This is a genomic window from Fischerella sp. (assembly GCF_013388695.1).
GTDB lineage: Bacteria > Cyanobacteriota > Cyanobacteriia > Cyanobacteriales > Nostocaceae > PCC9605.
The window spans coordinates 1-17,052 of record NZ_JACAEU010000173.1; the positions used below are offsets into that span (position 1 = coordinate 1).

General features: G+C 43.9%; 12 protein-coding genes and 1 rRNA gene. 2 read left to right on the top strand and 11 right to left on the bottom strand.

Translation table 11 applies throughout. The features are described from left to right. From HXY43_RS23965 to HXY43_RS23990, 6 genes are all read right to left on the bottom strand, one after another. A 16S ribosomal RNA gene (locus tag HXY43_RS23965) occupies nucleotides 1–399 on the bottom strand; the annotation flags it as partial. Between the two features lie 379 nt (nucleotides 400–778). Beyond that, entirely contained in the window at nucleotides 779–2,506 is a 1,728-nt protein-coding gene (locus tag HXY43_RS23970; protein WP_290888839.1) for a R3H domain-containing nucleic acid-binding protein, read from the bottom strand. A 1,255-nt stretch (nucleotides 2,507–3,761) separates the two neighbouring features. Next, a complete protein-coding gene (gene bioF / locus HXY43_RS23975) occupies nucleotides 3,762–4,946 on the bottom strand; it encodes an 8-amino-7-oxononanoate synthase (RefSeq protein WP_290888821.1) in 1,185 nt (394 codons plus the stop codon). A gap of 235 nt (nucleotides 4,947–5,181) precedes the next feature. Beyond that, complete coding sequence (gene ruvA, locus HXY43_RS23980) at nucleotides 5,182–5,820, bottom strand: Holliday junction branch migration protein RuvA (protein ID WP_026731943.1); 639 nt, start codon at nucleotides 5,818–5,820, stop codon at nucleotides 5,182–5,184. Beyond that, nucleotides 5,817–6,566, bottom strand: coding sequence for a sucrose-phosphate phosphatase (locus tag HXY43_RS23985; protein ID WP_290888822.1), 750 nt, complete (start codon nucleotides 6,564–6,566; stop codon nucleotides 5,817–5,819). The genes ruvA and HXY43_RS23985 overlap by 4 nt, the downstream gene beginning before the upstream one ends. A gap of 228 nt (nucleotides 6,567–6,794) precedes the next feature. After that, nucleotides 6,795–7,805 carry a hypothetical protein gene (locus HXY43_RS23990; RefSeq protein ID WP_290888824.1) on the bottom strand — a complete coding sequence of 337 codons (1,011 nt, stop codon included), beginning with the start codon at nucleotides 7,803–7,805 and terminating at the stop codon, nucleotides 6,795–6,797. 125 nt (nucleotides 7,806–7,930) lie between these two features. Between HXY43_RS23990 and HXY43_RS23995 the strand changes: the two genes are divergently transcribed. Further along, on the top strand, nucleotides 7,931–8,110 hold the full coding sequence (locus HXY43_RS23995; RefSeq protein ID WP_290888826.1) for a hypothetical protein: 180 nt from the start codon (nucleotides 7,931–7,933) through the stop codon (nucleotides 8,108–8,110). A gap of 163 nt (nucleotides 8,111–8,273) precedes the next feature. Next, on the top strand, nucleotides 8,274–8,486 hold the full coding sequence (locus tag HXY43_RS24000) for a hypothetical protein (protein WP_290888828.1): 213 nt from the start codon (nucleotides 8,274–8,276) through the stop codon (nucleotides 8,484–8,486). Between the two features lie 177 nt (nucleotides 8,487–8,663). Here HXY43_RS24000 and HXY43_RS24005 read toward each other — a convergent pair whose 3' ends face one another. The 5 genes from HXY43_RS24005 to ftsH form a co-directional block, all read right to left on the bottom strand. Further along, complete coding sequence (locus HXY43_RS24005; protein WP_290888829.1) at nucleotides 8,664–11,408, bottom strand: UPF0182 family protein; 2,745 nt, start codon at nucleotides 11,406–11,408, stop codon at nucleotides 8,664–8,666. A 115-nt stretch (nucleotides 11,409–11,523) separates the two neighbouring features. Beyond that, on the bottom strand, nucleotides 11,524–12,519 hold the full coding sequence (locus tag HXY43_RS24010; protein ID WP_290888831.1) for a CapA family protein: 996 nt from the start codon (nucleotides 12,517–12,519) through the stop codon (nucleotides 11,524–11,526). A gap of 184 nt (nucleotides 12,520–12,703) precedes the next feature. After that, nucleotides 12,704–13,384, bottom strand: a complete 681-nt coding sequence (locus HXY43_RS24015; protein ID WP_290888833.1) for a dienelactone hydrolase family protein — start codon at nucleotides 13,382–13,384, stop codon at nucleotides 12,704–12,706. A gap of 366 nt (nucleotides 13,385–13,750) precedes the next feature. Next, entirely contained in the window at nucleotides 13,751–14,683 is a 933-nt protein-coding gene (locus tag HXY43_RS24020; RefSeq protein ID WP_290888835.1) for a ribose-phosphate pyrophosphokinase, read from the bottom strand. A gap of 193 nt (nucleotides 14,684–14,876) precedes the next feature. Continuing rightward, nucleotides 14,877–16,829, bottom strand: a complete 1,953-nt coding sequence (ftsH, locus tag HXY43_RS24025) for an ATP-dependent zinc metalloprotease FtsH (RefSeq protein ID WP_290888837.1) — start codon at nucleotides 16,827–16,829, stop codon at nucleotides 14,877–14,879. Between the last annotated feature and the right edge of the window lie 223 nt (nucleotides 16,830–17,052).

Sequence of the window (17,052 nt, forward strand, 5' to 3'; positions counted from 1 at the left end):
CCTCCCGCACGCGGTATTGCTCTGTCAGGCTTTCGCCCATTGCAGAAAATTCCTCACTGCTGCCTCCCGTAGGAGTCTGGGCCGTGTCTCAGTCCCAGTGTGGCTGGTCGTCCTCTCAGACCAGCTACGGATCGTTGCCTTGGTAGTCCTTTACACCACCAACTAGCTAATCCGACGCGAGCTCATCAACAGGCGATAAATCTTTTACTGTTGAGCACATCCGGTATTAGCAGTCGTTTCCAACTGTTATTCCGAACCTGTTGGCAGATTCTCACACGTTACTCACCCGTCCGCCACGATGTAGAGACGTAGCATTGCTACGTCTCTACATCGTTCGACTTGCATGTGTTACGCATACCGCCAGCGTTCATCCTGAGCCAGGATCAAACTCTCCGTTTTGTTGAGTTTTTGAGTTTGGTTGGCTCCGTTTGTACAGACGTGAAATTTCGCGTCTCTACGTTTCCGGAATCCTATAATTTTTTAATTTATATTTTGGGGCTGACCCCAAAAAAATAAATTGTTTTTGACGAGGATTGGATGCTTGATTTGGCTTTCAAACTATTCTTTTTTCTTGGTTCAGCGTGTCAGAAATTGTTCACTTGACACTTCTCTAAATATAATTATAGCACTAAATATTGAAAGGTATAAACCCTACTTAAAAATGACTAGTTGCGCTACTTTTTTCTGGAGACAGAAATAGAGATTTTTGTCTGGTTTGCTGTCAAGATATATCGTTATTTCAAAGTTATTTCAAAGAAGTAGCTGCACCTCGATGTTGTTAAGCCGGATAAATCCGCAAACGCCTTTTAGGTTCTTCTCCAAAGCTATGAGACTTCAGACGGTAGTGTTCAACCAGTTCGTGTTGCATTTTGCGAACATGAGCAGAACGGGGTAACAATTCGACTGGCTGACCGAATGGAATTACAACCTCTTCAACAGCAACTCTGGCTTCTTCTAAAGCATCAATCTCATCCTCACCATTGCTGTGGGTATGTAGTTCCATTGCATCCGTGGTTTCCGGTTCGTTCATCTGCAAGCAAGACCGTAAAGCATGGGTAATTGCCGAGACAGTGTTAGCCTTAATAGTGTAAACAGGTACTTGATGGTCACAGACCATACGCCGGAAATTGGAGTGTTTGCGTGCGTGCGATCGCAGTGCCAAAATTGCATCAGCACTCTCGATATCCCTTGTCAGCACCACAGGCAAATTCAGCCTCTGAATCGCATTTACTAATAGGTTGTGACGAATGCCATAGGGGTAAAGACGCAAGGGCGTAACTTCATCTGTAAGAGCCAGGTTGTCACTAACGGAATCTAATTGCTCTAGCTGAACGAAGGGTTGATCGGGGGATTCTGCTACGGCGGAGCGCTTTGTAAGGTGCGCCAACTCATCCCGGTCTTGCATTTGGGGAAAAGGTAGGATTTGTCCGGTCTTTCGCCAACCGTTTGAATCAGGGGAGTAAGAGGGTTCGTAGAAAACTGGTCGTCTTTGCATTGGCACACTGGGATCTGTGCGGGTAATCGTGACCTGACCGCTTTCACTCATCGTTCTCACTTGCAAATGTGGCTGATGCCCTCGCAGAAGACTATCTACTGTCTCAGCGACGCTTTCATGCACCACCCAGCACTGTCGTTCCAGCATCTCCACAGCAATGTCGAAGGTGGGAGGCGCTTTGCGCTCTAGCACACTCTTCTGGCTACCCCGTCGTCTAGCTTCTTCATCACCGAGAGTGACGGACTGGATACCGCCCACCAAGTCACACAGGGTTGGGTTTTTGATCAGGTTCTCAATTTGGTTTCCATGAGCGGTGCCCACCAACTGCACGCCCCGTTCAGCAATGCTTCGCGCCGCAAAGGCTTCCATCTCAGTACCGATCTCGTCGATGACGATCGCTTGGGGCATATGGTTTTCCACTGCCTCAATCATCACTTGGTACTGGAGTTCGGGACGAGCTACTTGCATTCGCCGCGCCCGACCGATCGCTGGATGGGGCACATCACCATCCCCGGCAATTTCGTTGGACGTGTCGATAATGACAACGCGCTTATTCAGTTCATCAGCCAATACCCGCGCAATTTCTCTCAGTGCAGTCGTTTTCCCGACACCTGGACGCCCCAGCATCAGAATCGACCGTCCCGTTTCTACCAAATCGCGGATCATGGAGATCGTCCCATAGACTGCCCGACCGACCCGGCAGGTTAGACCAATAATGTCTCCGCTCCGGTTTCTAATCGCGCTGATGCGGTGCAGGGTCTGTTCAATGCCTGCCCGATTATCAGCCCCAAAGCGACCCACGCGATCTATGCAATGTTTGAGTTGTTCGTGGGTGATTGGCGTCTGGGATAGATACTCCGCTTGCTCGTCTAGGAAGCGGGCTTCTGGGAGACGCCCTAGATCCAGAATAACTTCAATCAAATTGTCTTTCTGTGGATGTTGTTCTAAGACCTGTTGAATCTCTGGGGGAAAAATATCGAGAAATTTCTGAAGGTCGTTTGTAATTTGCATTGTTTCGATGGTGATGTTGCTAGCAATCTCAGGAGGACACAAAAGCTTCGTTAGCGCTCCTGTAATATCCGATTGCGGCTGTTAGTCAGGATTGGCAGTGAGTAGCAACATCAAATGGTCAAGAGCGATCGCTGCTATCCCTCAAATTTCACAACTTGATTGTTCATGACGACAAACGTCCCCGATAAGCGTGCAAAGGATGAAATTGAGGACTTGTTAACTATCTACACTTCTACTCTAGCAAAATCCTGATATTAGATGCTCCAACAGGAGATTGGCTGACTATGCTATTGCCCCCTTTGCTATTGCCGCGATCGCTTTTTCGGTTGATTTAGGCAAGTAATAATATTTACCTGCAACTGCCTGTGCCAACTCTTTGACAAATCCTCAAAAAATAAACTTACTTTTGACCCAATAGTTGCGCGATCGCTCCGTGTTTATTATTCATAAAAGTAAATTTCACTACTCTATTCTATTTCCACAGATATATAGTAATAATACGAACCTTCTGGAATTATGGTATGTGTGTCAAATGATTTATGTTTCTCATAGTCTTGATCGAAACTATAAATGTTTACAACTTTTGTCACTGTGCCTTCAATGCCTGTGTTGTGAATGCATATTTGTTCACCAATTCTAGGAATGTTAGGCAATATTACACTTATTGATTTAACGATTGAATCCTCAGATTTTCTCATACCGAATATTTTGCAAGGAAACATAATTTGTAACCGTTAAAGCGTCAACCTATATGTATCAACAGTAAAGCACAGCCGTATCCAAGAGATGAAAATCTGCGCTTCTGTCGTCAAGTTGGACGCAAGCATTGGTAATTGGTGGTAATATCCCATTACCGATTACCCATTACCTATTACCGGATGGTGCTTCTTATACTAAGTTGCAGTCAAAGATAGTACTTCCCTCACCCCTTCCCCTCTCCCAATTTGGGAGAGAGGACACGAATTACTATTGCTATGTCTGAACGCAACTTGGTATTAGTTGCCCACAGCTTTGCACTACGCGCCTCGACAACCTCGCCGCTATAAATCAATACAGTTGGTGTTAGTACTCTTTGTGTCTTAGTGTCTTAGTGGTTTAAAGACGATCTTTTTCACCACCAAGACACCAAGACACCAAGACAAATTAATCATTTCAAGAGTAGATCAAAACCTTAACTGAACCGTATTGCGCTATAAATTGGGTGAATCTTACAAAATTTATTCGGAGGTGTCCCCTAACCATTATCTACAGTCCTTCATAGATACGATCGGTGTTCAAACGGACATGATGTGAGAACTTCTATTAGTTTCTCTATATGCGCTGCTTGATGAGTTGCCATTAGAGAAATTCTGATCCTACTCGTAGGAACAGTGGGGGGACGAATCGCAGGGGCAAAAATGCCAGCAGATTTTAGTTGGCTTCCGACTTTAAGTGCGTCTGCTGCACTGGGCAATTGAAAACAAAGTATGGGTGATTCCGAAGGTAGTAATTGCAGATTGGGTAACTGTTTTTGGATCAAAACTTTTAAGTAATTTACATTTTTCCACAATCTAGTGCGCTGTTGCGGTTCTTGCTGAACAATATTTATTGCTGCTAACGCTGCGGCTGTATCTGCGGGCGAAAGCGCGGTGGTATAAATCCAACTTGCTGCTCGATTTCGCAAAAAGTCAATCAGAGTTGCACTTCCAGCGACATACCCACCTAAGCTTCCTAAAGCTTTACTTAATGTGCCAATTTGAACTAACTGCCTGCCTGTACATCCAAAATGTTCGACACACCCCGCACCAGTTTTTCCTAGTACCCCGGTGGCATGAGCTTCATCGACTAACAGCATACAGCTATACTCTTGAGCTAGATCCAATAGTGCAGGTAAGGGGCATAAATCTCCATCCATGCTGAAGACGCTATCGGTAACGATCGCACAGCGTCGGTAGTCTTGTCGTAATCGTTGCAACTCGCTTCTTAAAGCTTGGACATTACAATGCGGGTATTCAATAGTGGTTGCACCACTAAGGATTGCCCCATTTTTCAGACTGGAATGATTGTACTGGTCAGCTAATATTAAATCCCGTTTGCCCACTAGAGCAGTTATTGTACCCAAATTCGCCAAATACCCCGAACTGAATACAACTGCATCTTCTGTTTGCTTGAGGGATGCGATCGCTTTTTCTAGTTCCTGGTGTAATTTTCGATGTCCGCTGAGTAATCTCGAACCAGTACAACCAGTGCCAAAATCTTGAACAGCAGCAGTAGCTGCAGCAATCAAGCGCTCATCCCCAGCCAGCCCTAAGTAATCATTACTGGCAAAATTAATTACCTCTCGCCCTTCTAAAAGCACCATCGCCCCAGATCTGCCATTAATTGTTTGTACCGAACGATACCAGTCCGCACGGTGAATTGTTGCCAGAGATTGTTCTATCCAAGCGTAAGGGTTGGTCATGGGGAGGTGGGGAGTAGTCAATTAAAAATTAAAAGTTAAAAATTAAAAATTTTGAATTTTACATTTTTAATTCCCCGAAGGGGAGATGGGGGGAGTGGGCATTGGGCATCGGGCATTGGGCATTGGAAATAACCAGCAACCAACAACCAACCAACAACCAACAACCACTAACTACTAACTACTAACTAATAACTAATAACTAATAACTAATAATTAATTACTCTTGACTCTTGACTTAATGACTACATTCACTACTACTGAGATGAGCGATCGCCTGTTTAATCCAATCTTCCACATAGGCATCTTTGGGCAGTCCAATATCTTCACTGACTACATGTAAGGCGTGACTAACCTCAGTTGGAGTATAGCCCAATGCTAAGAGAGTCATTTGCACTTCTTCGAGAATTCCTGGTGCCGGGCCACCTGTCGCGACGAAAAACCCTGCTGTTTTACGCCATTCGATCAACTTGGTTTTCAATTCCAAACAAATGCGTTCGGCGGTTTTTTTGCCGACACCGGGGGTTTGAATCAACAATTGCACATTGCCAGTGATAATCGTCTGGACTAACTCTGGGAGTTCCAGAGTGTCCAACAAGGCGATCGCCAAAGCAGCACCAATACCGCTAACGCTTAACAAGTGGCGAAACAAGTCTCGCTCCCCTGGCGAACCAAAACCATATAATAATGGCACCTCCTCTCGAATTTGGTAATGGGTAAACACTTGCACTTCACCCCCTGACTCTGGTAATTGCTGCGCCAACCGCGCCGGGATTTGCAAATCGTAACCGATACCGTTAACTTCGAGAGTAAGGATATAGCGATTACCGCTATGTTTTTGAATGCCAGCAACGATGCCTTTAAGATAACTAATCATTCCATCAGTCCAAAATATCTTAAACCTTCTATAATTCCACCTGCACAGGCATTTTGTGCCAGATAGCGGTGGTTAGCGGGATTTTCATTGTGCCATTGGAGTAACTCTGGACGAGCATTCCCGACAATAATTCCCCGTTCATTGCCTACAGCGAATAAAGCAATATCATTGCCAGAATCACCACAGACAACCGTTTGTTCTGCTACAAATTTCCACTTTTGGCGGAGAAATTGTACTGCCTGACCTTTATCGCTCCTGCGAGGCACAATGTCAAGGTCTATACCGCTGCTATAGATTAACTTTATATTTAGATTGCATTTCAGCAATTCTGATTCTAGCTTTGGTAAAACTGTTGCAGATACTTCTTGCTTAAGGAAAAAACTCACTTTGAAAGGACGTTGTTCAGAATCTGGTTGCGGAATTAACTCAGAGAATTCCGCAGTTTTAGATAATACTAAATTTCTGTCCCAACCCTGTGAAAGTGTTTCTGACCAAGTTGAGTCGGGACTGTCACAACCGTCAAGGTAAATTTCCGTTCCTACGGCTAGAACGAGGGCGTCTGGTTCCATCAGATTCTTTTCCTGTTGGAGTTCTCGGTAAAGGACAGGCGATCGCCCAGTTGCATAAACAATCTTTGTACCATGTTCTTGGCGATGTCTTTGTAAGCGATCGTTCAACTCTGCCAGTGCATTGTCATCACCTACGAGGGTATTATCTAAATCGGTTACAAACATAAATCTAGCCATAGCAACCCCTTTGTGTCAGTTTTACTCATCAAAAAGAAGTGTAAGCCGTTTTGGCACTCATCTCATCCCCCTTCCTTGGGCAAGTAGAACGATGATTGTACTAACAACAGTGGATTACCGAAAAGACTGTACACTGAATTTCATACATTCAGAAAAATTTAACCAACAACGTTCAGAGGTGACAACACAACGTTTAGTTATTTTTGTTAAATTTATTGTCTGAACTGTTCAAGCGGGCGGGACTACTTTGATATCTTCCTGTACAAAAGTATGATTGCTACTGTTATAACTTTCACTATTGCGATCGCCCTTTCTTTCTGAAAGTTTTTCTAACAGTTTTTCTATGCTTCCTATAAAATCAACTGGTTGACGCACCACATCAAATATATACTTTTCCAGATTGTACTCCGCCCCAGTAGGTTTTCTCACACAATCGCCGAATAACTCCTGCGCTTCGTCGTAATCAATGACAAAACTATGTGATGGATAGTCTGATGTCAAGCGTTTTATAATCTTTTCCCTGTTGGGATTGAGTCTATAGCCGTATTCCATAGCAATTCTTGTCTGCCTATCGAGTTCACCAAGGCGTGCAGGATCAATCTGACCTGAAATAGGTTTCAGCAAGCCAATAGCTATAGAGACAGCAAGATTCTCTACAACTTTTAAAGGAATTGTTTCTCTTTCTGGATCTAAATCAAGAATATCAAACAAACATTGTGAGTATATCTTAGGAGCTTCTTCTCTAATCACTTTGAGAGACTGTTGTATATTTAAACCTGATTCTCTCCTGAGGTCGCCCTCTTTTGGCACCTGTATATCAAGAGGCCCTAATTCACCAAAATCAGACATCACAATCTTGTTAGCAGCAATAGCTAATAATGTTCCTGCACTTTTGCAATAGCCAAAAATAAAAAGAATGAAGTTTTTATAGTTTTTTTTGACAAATTTAGCCATTCTAAATGCTGCATCAGGGTCTCCTCCAAAAGTTGTTAAAATAAGAACAATATTACTTTTTAGCTTGGGAAAATTTCTAATTTCTTTAATAAAGAAATCGACATTAGATTGAGTAATATCAGCACTGAATACAAAAATATCAGAATCAAGATCTTGAGAAACTTCTTGCAGATAATTTTGTATCTGTTTAGTATTTTCCTGTTTTTTGTTTTCCAACAACATAATTAAACCTGCCTCATTTTCTACAATAACTTTTTGAAGTGTAATTATTAAGCAGACACCCATGTGTACTAATACACACGAGACCATCCCATTTTGGCAAATCGCCCTCAGACTGCTGGAAGTCTGGGCGAATTCTATTCGCCATGTGTTTCTTCCAAAGTGGGATGCACCCATACACACAACAAAGCATGAAAATTTCTCTTCTCCTTACCTTTTACCCTATTTTCAAGACAGACTCACGGTGGCTCAAGTTTTTGGATGGCTTAAAATGCAAAGCTAGTCGTTTCTGCTATGCTAGAAGCGATCGCAGCTTTATTGAGTACGACCCGGAAGGGGAGCGATCGCTCGACATATCTAACACCATCTAAAGATAGAGTTAGATGTAAGCTTTTAGCAATAGTTTTAGATGAGATTGATTGCTATTTCATTGGTTAAGTATTTTTGCTACTTTTGTCATGAAATTATTAGCTTGCTAGCATGAAGCTATAGAGAAAGTTTTTATTAGGTTACTGGATAAGAAAGGGTAGCTATATGACAAAATTTGTTAGTGTGAGAACGACAAATGGAGAGACAGTTGAAATCAATCCTGATGCAATTGCTGAAATCGAAGTGGAAGAAGAAGAAGATCCAGGCTTCTTAGGAATATTTGGAGCCCACGAAGGCAGGTATCATGTCTACATGAGGGATGGACATGATTACTATATTGATGGAACAGGACATGATAAGTTGCAAAAAGAGAGATGATTTCCTCTTAGTTCAGAGCCGATAAATATTCTCCTGATCTACGCCCAAAGAGGTATTCAAAATAGAAATTGAGAATAGACAATAGCCTAGATATTTATCTAGCTTCAATAAGTTATAAAAACCCAGGTTAAAAATCAAATAAATTTATTGAGTAAGGTGGGCAAAGCCCACCTTATTTTAACGCTGACTGCCCTGATTCAATTTTTGCAATATTTCCTCCAAATTTTGCTGATAACGTCCATATTCAGCCCAGTTCCCTTGTCGTAAAGCTTCCTGAGCTTTTTGATAAGTTTCCATCGCATTTTTAGCGAGATTTGAAACTTCTCTAGTCATTTGAGTAGGTACTCCCTTCTCTACTTGAAGACCACCAAAGATGGTCATTAGAGATTTTTCCAACGTTTCCTCCATAACTACATCTTGGTCATACGCCACAATTACTCGCTTCAATTGCGGCAATTCGCTCTGTTCAGCCCGCAGATATACTGGTTCTACGTAAAGTAAAGATCCCTCAATCGGAATAACTAATAAATCGCCGCGAATGACTTTAGAACCTGCTTGACTCCACAAAGTAAATTGCTGGGAAATTAGCGGTTCTTGGTCAATTCGCGCTTCTATTTGCCTGGGGCCAAAGACAAGTTTTTGTTTGGGAAACTCATATAAAAGCAACTTGCCGTAGTCCTTGCCATTAGAACGCGCCGCCATCCAGGCAATCATGTTGTCTTTGTTGACAGGGGTAAAGGGCAGAATCAGAATAAATCCTTCTTTTGCTTCTCCTGGCAACCGCATAATCACGTAGTATGGCTGCATGATTTGTTCATTACCTTCATATACCTGCATGGGGAAGCGCCACAGGTCTTCTCGGTTGTAGAATACTTCCGGATCGCTCATGTGGTAAGAAAGGTACATTTGCGCCTGGATTTTAAACAAATCTAGTGGATAGCGAAAATGAGCTTTCACTTCTGGGGAAATCGCTGCATTCGGCTCAAACAAATGCGGAAATATCTTGCGGTAAGTGCTCAGTAGGGGGTCAGTTTCATCAATGACAAAAAACCGCATTGTGCCGTCATAAGCATCGACTAATACTTTGACAGAGTTGCGAATATAGTTGATATTACTGGGTAAAAATTTTTGAGTATTTCCTCCTTTGAAAATTTCTGTAGCATTCTTAGTTTGAGCAACTGGTTTGGAATAAGGATAGCGATCGCTCACTGTATAAGCATCCACAATCCACTGCAATTTGCCGTTAATAACCGCCAGATAGGGGTCGCTATCAAACTGTAAAAAAGGCGCAACACGGTCTACCCGTTCCTGAATCTTTCGATAGTAATGGATGCGTGACTGGTCATTAAAGTAATTGGAGATTAAAATCTGGAGGCTACCCAGATCATAGGCATATGCTAGCCTGTGCCAAATCGATGGTAATCTGACGCCGCCTTTACCGTTGTAGGTGGTAAAAGCATTACCATCACCGAAGGGATAATCAAATTCTTTGGTTTTAGTACCAGTAAAAATATAGTTATCGGTTTCTTCGCCGTAGTAAATTGCAGGCTGACTCACTTGCAAATTCACTTTGGAAACAGGCGGAATATCTTTGATGTACAGTTCCGGTAAACCATTAGCTGTAACTTGATTCACCGGACTCATCACCAAACCGTAGCCGTGGGTAAACTTCAGACGTTGGTTAACCCAAGTACGAGCTTCTTCGGGTAACTGAGAATAAGCTAGTTCCCTCCCCGACAGCATTACCTGTTGATAGTTGCCATTCAGGGTGTAGCGATCCACATCCACATCCCGAAATCGGTAGTAAAGACGAATCTCCTGGATTTGGCGGTAGGTACTCAGTAGAGGACGGTAGTCCCACAGACGAATGTTGTTGATAGTTGCCTGATTTGACTGCAAAGCTTGGCGGTTTAATTGGGATTCACCGGCATAATTCTGCCTTTGCACGTCATTTAAATGATAGGCATTCTGAGTAAATTTGATATTGTTAGCGATGTAAGGTTTTTCTTTAGCTAATTCGTTTGGTTCAACAATGAATTGTTGCACAAACCAAGGATAGATGCCGTTGATCAATACAAGAGTAATAACAAACAAAACTGCAATTCCCTGCACTGGTAAAGCAGGAGCTTTTCGCCAACTAGAGAAAACAAACAAAACTGCCACTACTAACGCTAAGGTGCTTATAATTCGGTAAGCAAACAATCTAGCATGGACATCAGTATAGCCTGCACCGAAAACAACCCCACTAGGTGAATAAAGTAAGTTGTAACGTTTGAGCCAGAAATCAACAGCAATTAATCCGATAATTCCTGCTACTAGCAAGCTTAAATGAGTTTTGACTTTGCCATTTAAAGTATGGCGGCTTTGCCGGGGCGTGAAGCTACCTTTGAGGATATAAACTAGAAGCGATACCGTCAGTCCCCAAACAAAGAGAAACAACAACCAATTCCAAATACCCCAATAAAGCGGTAGTTGAAAGACATAAAAACTGATATCTCGCTGAAATATCGGATCGCGACTGTCAAAATTAGTGGAATGCAGGTACTTGAGGATAGTTTCCCACGTTGGTACACTCGCAGTTGCAGTACCTAAAGCCACGACAATAATTAAAACCAAAGCCAAGATATTGGCAAATTTATTGGCATGGATAGCCAATTCGCTGTCTTCAAAAAATTGAAAAGACCTATGCCGGGTATAGTGCATGGCAAGGCGATGGTTTACCCACAAAAATAAGATGTAGAAGACAAAAGTGACTACCCAAATTAGAATTTGCCAGGTCAATCTTGTCCAAAAAACTTCAGCAAAACCAACCGCGTTAAACCACCATGATTCGGTCAGAATATGCACTAGTGTTTTCGAGAGAGACAAACCAATAATCGTGATTAAAATGATTAATGTTATACCTCTGTAAATAAAGTTCATAATTTCTTTCCAAAACTGATAACTTAGTGTCTTGGTGTCTTAGTGGTTAATAAAATTTATTTTTGAACCACAAAGACACAAAGACACAAAGAAAACTTGATGTTAAAGGTTGGATCTAGTTTCTAAGTTTGACTTCTAGTCCTTCTGGTGATTTCAAAACACATGTAGTCTTAAATTCTGCACAAAGAAATTGCATGCGCTGGCAGATGGCATCGAATTCTTCACCCCTGGCAAGATCAACTTCTGCATAGTGCAGGCGGACGGGTATCAAACGCAACCGCAGTAACCCTTTACTGTCCACTTCCACGAGAAACACAAAAGACCAGTCATTACGCAGTACTGGATTTACTGCATAATCATCGAGAAAATCTCCTGTGTCATAAAGGATTAATCCGTGCTTGTAGTTTTCTACAGCTTGGAATAGGTGGGCGGAATGACCGTGAAATATATCTACGCCGCAGTCTATGACTGCACGGGCAAAGCGACGAAAGTGCAGGGGTGGTGACGTGACCATATTCGGGCCCCAATGAGCAGAAAGAATGACTAGCCTAGCGCCTGCGTGCCGTAGCTGCACTACCGCAGATTCAATCAGTGATAGGGTCAGGGGGTCAGAGCTGATTTCTAGATAGTAGGTGCCGGGGCGATCGCTTGTTGCGGCAAAATCAGGCTCGTTATCTGTAATCGCAATGATGCCAATCTTTAGTCCAGCAATATCGATTATGGCTGGAGTTGTTGCTTCGCCGATATCCCGACCTGCACCAGCATGGTTAATCCCCGCATCATCCAGATAGCGCAGTGTATCTAGTAACCCTTGTTCTTCAAAGTCGAGTGTGTGGTTGTTGGCGAGACTGACAAACTGAATGTTACCAGCACGAAGCACATCTATTGCGGCAGGGTCGGCGCGGAAGTGAAAAACTTTTGGTGTTCTACTCCACTGTTGAGTATGCTTGGTAATGGCACATTCTAGGTTGGCAATGACGGCATCTGCCCCCTGCAAAATCGGCAGGACGCTTCCCCAGAATAATTCGGGTGATTTCCAAGGGATTTCTTCGTTGACCCCTCGACCTAGCATGACATCGCCAATAAATGCTAAGGTGATTAGCTCTTTCATAGGCTTCTCGCGATCGCAAAGAGAGTGGGGGGACTGGGGATTGGGGATTGGGGATTGGGGATTGGGCAAAAACAAGTCAAAAGTTAAAAGCTAAAAGTAAAAAGAAAGAATTTTTTCTTTTACCTTTTTACTTTTTACTTTTTACTTCTCCAGTCCCCATGCCCTTTGCCCCATGCCCCTTGCCCTATTCGATCACCCCCGTGAGATAACGTTTGAACCATTGAGTCGCCAGCCGCGCTACTTCTTCCAATGTCCCTGGTTCCTCAAATAGGTGAGTTGCTCCAGGAACAATTTCCAGGGCCTTTTCAACGCGAAGCAGTGCTAGTGCATCCTGATTCATGCGAATGACCGGGATATCGTAGCCGCCAACAATCAATAGTGTCGGTGCTTTGACACGACCTAAAGCTGACCCTGCTAGGTCGGGCCGTCCGCCACGAGAAACTACCGCTGCCACACTCTCTGGGCGTTCTGTGGCTGCCAGCAATGCCGCACCAGCTCCTGTGCTGGCTCCAAAGTAACCGACTTTGAGGTGGCGGGTATCTGGGTTTTTGGCAAGCCAATCTGTAGCATCAACTAACCGTGATGCCAACAAACCAAGGTCGAAGCGCAGGTGTCTTGTTCTCATATCAATCGCTTCTTCCTCGGATGTCAGTAGGTCAATTAGCAAAGTAGCTAATCCGCTAGATTGCAGTACATCTGCAACATATCGATTTCTGGGACTGTGCCGACTGCTACCACTACCGTGAGCAAACAGTACAATTCCTTGGGCACTTTCTGGTATGACTAGATTGCCCTCTAGCTTGACTGAGCCTGTGGGAATCCAAACTAAGTTCTCTTGAACTTTCCGTTTTGATGTCGTATTCATCAACTCAGCCTCCTTTCATAATTTGGTCTTTGAACCACTAACCAACAAAGATAGGACTTACGCAAAAACTCTCTCAAACTCTTTGTCTTTGTGTCCTTTGTGTTCTTTGTGGTTCGTTTTTCCGTGACTTCTGCGTAATACCAATTTAATGAATGCTTGCGACAGATCCTCGATCCCCCCTAGCCCCCCTTCAAAAGGGGGGAACCCAATTTAGGTTTGAAGTCCACGCCACGTGCTACAACGGGGGGAACCACCAAGGGCGCAGTGGCTCCCCTTTTTAAGGGGGATAATGGGGGATCTCTATATGTATCGCATTCTTTTTTGAAATTGGTATAAGTCCTAAAAGAACAAGATCCAATCAATTCCCTAAAATAAGTCGCCGATTGATCCATTTGTCTGAAACCGCCGAATGACTGCGGCAATCAAGGGGGCAACTGAAACAACTTGTAACTGTTGCCAGTCAGTTTCTTTTGGTAATACAGTATCGGTAACAAAGACCGCCTGCACGCTGGGGTGAGTCAACTTAGCACGAGCATCCTTTACGAATAGTCCGTGGGTAGCAGCGATAGTAATTTCCGGACGTGCCCCAGCGTTGAGTAGAGCCTCAATGCTCCGGTTAATAGTACCGCCAGTAGAAATCATGTCATCTACGATCAGGCAAGGGCGATCGCGTACATCTCCGACAATCCGCGTCACCTCAGTTTCGCTGCTGCTCTTACGCTGTTTGTGCAGCACTACTACCGAACTGTCCAGCCGTTGGGCATATTGAGTGGCCATCTGTACCCGTCCGGTATCTGGTGACACAACTACAACATCTGGCGGCAAGTGGTGGCGCAGTGTTTGATGGAGACTCGGTACTGCCGTCAGACTATCTACTGGGATGCGGAAGAAACCCTCAATTTGCGGAGTATGCAAATCCAGCGTCACCACATGATTAACACCAACTGCCTGCAACAAATCGGCTACCATACTGGCGGTAATTGGTTCGCACCGCCCGTGCCGTTTGTCAGCGCGGGCATAGCCAAAATAGGGGACAATAGCAGTGATGCGGGATGCTGCTGCCCGACGGCAGGCATCAGCAAATGCCAAAAGCTCAACTAGATGGTCGTTGACAGGCGGTGAGGTGGACTGCAAGATAAAAACTGATTTCTGGCGTACCGACTCTAGCAGTTCTACGGCTACCTCACCATCTGGAAAGTGCTCAGCAATAGATGCAGCAAGTGGGACGTGCAATTCCTGAGCGATCGCTTTTGCTAATGTTGGGTTAGCTGTACCAGCAAAGAGGATGAAGTTATCCATAACTGAACAATTATGAATTATGAATTATGAATTATGAATTATGAAATTTTCAGGATTCAGTATTTATAGTTCATAATTCTCCCTGGTTGCCTTTTTCATGTGTTCAGAAGTATGCAGTTCATGATGACTGCTGATTAATTCAAATCTCAAAACTTAATAACTTTTAATTCTCAACTTTTTCCAATCCTGGCTTTTAATTGCCATTCCAAGTCGTGGGCATTAACAAGTAGTCTAGGGAGATTTTGCCTGTACGCAGCCATTCATCCATTTCTGGCGGAGGTTGGACGCAATTAAGGTGCGATCGCAACTCTTCTCCCTCTAAAACTTCTTTTTCTAAAAGCGCTTGAGCCGTTTTTTCTAACAATTCTCGATTTTTGTCTAAAATCTTTAGGGCCATACAGTGTGCCCCATCTACGATTTCTTTGACTTCCTGGTCAATTTGTTCGGCAATTTTCTGGCTAACTGCGCGGCGAGGATTAGTTAAACTCTCTAAAAATTCTTGTTGAATCTTCTCGAAGGCGATGGGGCCAAGGGTATTGCTCATACCATAAAGGGTGACAAATCGTTCTGCTAGGTCAGTTGCTTTTTGGATGTCATCGCTGGCACCAGTAGACACTCTGCTGAAAATTAACTCTTCTGCGGCTCTTCCACCCAACAAGGTAACGATTCGTCCGCGAATTTCATCTTCTGTCATCAAAAAGCGGTCTTCTTCTGGTAGTTGCAGTGTGTAACCCAAAGCACCTACACCCCGAGGAACAACGGAAATTTTTTCGACGCTACCAGTTCCGGGCATTAGCGTTGCAATCAATGCATGACCAACTTCGTGATAAGCAACCGTTTTTTTCTCGCTTTCATTGAGAACGCGAGATTTTTTCTCTAATCCCGTTAACACTCGCTCGATCGCTTCTTGAAAATCAGTCATTCTCACAGTCTCATTGTTGCGACGAGCTGCTAGCAATGCTGCTTCATTGACGAGGTTGGCTAAATCTGCACCTGCAAACCCTGGAGTTCGAGCAGCCAATTTCGACAAATCTACATCAGGTGCTAGCTTCACATTTTTGGCGTGGATTTTGAGAATCGCTTCCCGACCGATTTTATCTGGACGATCTACTACAATCTGACGGTCAAACCGACCAGGACGACGTAGTGCTGGATCTAAAACCTCTGGACGGTTGGTCGCAGCTAGGAGAATAACACCAGTGTTCGGATTGAAACCATCCATCTCGGAAAGCAGTTGATTGAGAGTCTGCTCGCGTTCGTCGTTACCGCCCAAATGCAGACCGACGTTACTTCGTGATTTACCTAAAGCATCCAATTCATCGATAAAAACGATACATGGTGCTTGTTGTTTTGCTTGTTCAAACAAATCTCGTACCCGTGCAGCACCGATGCCCACAAACAGCTCGATAAACTCAGAGCCAGAAATACTGAAGAAGGGAACTCCAGCCTCGCCAGCAATGGCTTTTGCTAGCAGAGTTTTACCTGTTCCCGGAGGCCCGATCAGCAACACGCCTTTGGGAATTTTTGCGCCCAAGCGCGTATATTTTTGGGCATTTTTGAGAAAATCAACTATTTCTTGCAGTTCTGCTTTCGCTTCATCGACTCCAGCAACATCCTCGAACTTCACACCCGTATCGCCTTCTGAGTAAATGCGAGCATTACTCTTGCCAACTCTCAGTGCAGCAGGGCCACCCATCTGACTGCGGCTAAGCAACCATCCCCAGATGCCAAAGAAAATCAACGGTGGTAAAACCCAGCTTAGCAAGGTTGAAATCCAGGCAGTTTGATTGGGGACTGGCCCGGAGAACTCGACATTATGCTCCCGGAGAATTTTGGGCAACTCTGTATCCAGTGGCACTGGTGAGGTAACAAACACTTGCTTGTCAGATTTGCTGCCAGGTTGATTTGTTGTTTGCCCTGATTTGAGTTCATACTCAATCCGGTTAGAATCAACGATCGCCCGGGCAACTTTACCAGACTCCACCTGAGAGATAAATTCGCTGTAGGGTACGCGGTTATGGGGAGGTTCTGTCAACAGAAGTATATTTAGGAATATCAGTAATGCCAACCACAGCAGTGGACTACAGCCCATATGCTGGGGTTCAGGTGTTTTAACTTGGCGATCGCCATCAGTTTCCACTGGCATATTTGATTGCTCCTTTTAATTAGGAACTGGTTAGTGGATAGTGGTTAGTGGATAGTGGTTAGTGGATAGTGGATAGTGGTTAGTGGATAGTGGATAGTGGTTAGTGGATAGTGGTAAACAAACAACTACTAACTACTAACTACTAACTACTAACTACTAACTACTAACTACTAACTACTAACTACTAACTACTAACTACTAACTACTAACTACTAACTACTAA

What these genes read in the sequence shown, in the direction of transcription:
- HXY43_RS23995 (WP_290888826.1), top strand. Translation starts at nt 7,931, where the DNA reads ATGAAAATTTCTCTTCTCCTTACCTTTTACCCTATTTTCAAGACAGAC.
- HXY43_RS24020 (WP_290888835.1), bottom strand. Translation starts at nt 14,683, where the DNA reads ATGGATAACTTCATCCTCTTTGCTGGTACAGCTAACCCAACATTAGCA.
- ftsH (WP_290888837.1), bottom strand. Translation starts at nt 16,829, where the DNA reads ATGCCAGTGGAAACTGATGGCGATCGCCAAGTTAAAACACCTGAACCC.
- HXY43_RS24015 (WP_290888833.1), bottom strand. Translation starts at nt 13,384, where the DNA reads ATGAATACGACATCAAAACGGAAAGTTCAAGAGAACTTAGTTTGGATT.
- bioF (WP_290888821.1), bottom strand. Translation starts at nt 4,946, where the DNA reads ATGACCAACCCTTACGCTTGGATAGAACAATCTCTGGCAACAATTCAC.
- HXY43_RS24005 (WP_290888829.1), bottom strand. Translation starts at nt 11,408, where the DNA reads ATGAACTTTATTTACAGAGGTATAACATTAATCATTTTAATCACGATT.
- HXY43_RS23970 (WP_290888839.1), bottom strand. Translation starts at nt 2,506, where the DNA reads ATGCAAATTACAAACGACCTTCAGAAATTTCTCGATATTTTTCCCCCA.
- HXY43_RS23985 (WP_290888822.1), bottom strand. Translation starts at nt 6,566, where the DNA reads ATGGCTAGATTTATGTTTGTAACCGATTTAGATAATACCCTCGTAGGT.
- HXY43_RS24010 (WP_290888831.1), bottom strand. Translation starts at nt 12,519, where the DNA reads ATGAAAGAGCTAATCACCTTAGCATTTATTGGCGATGTCATGCTAGGT.
- HXY43_RS23990 (WP_290888824.1), bottom strand. Translation starts at nt 7,805, where the DNA reads ATGGGTGTCTGCTTAATAATTACACTTCAAAAAGTTATTGTAGAAAAT.
- HXY43_RS24000 (WP_290888828.1), top strand. Translation starts at nt 8,274, where the DNA reads ATGACAAAATTTGTTAGTGTGAGAACGACAAATGGAGAGACAGTTGAA.
- ruvA (WP_026731943.1), bottom strand. Translation starts at nt 5,820, where the DNA reads ATGATTAGTTATCTTAAAGGCATCGTTGCTGGCATTCAAAAACATAGC.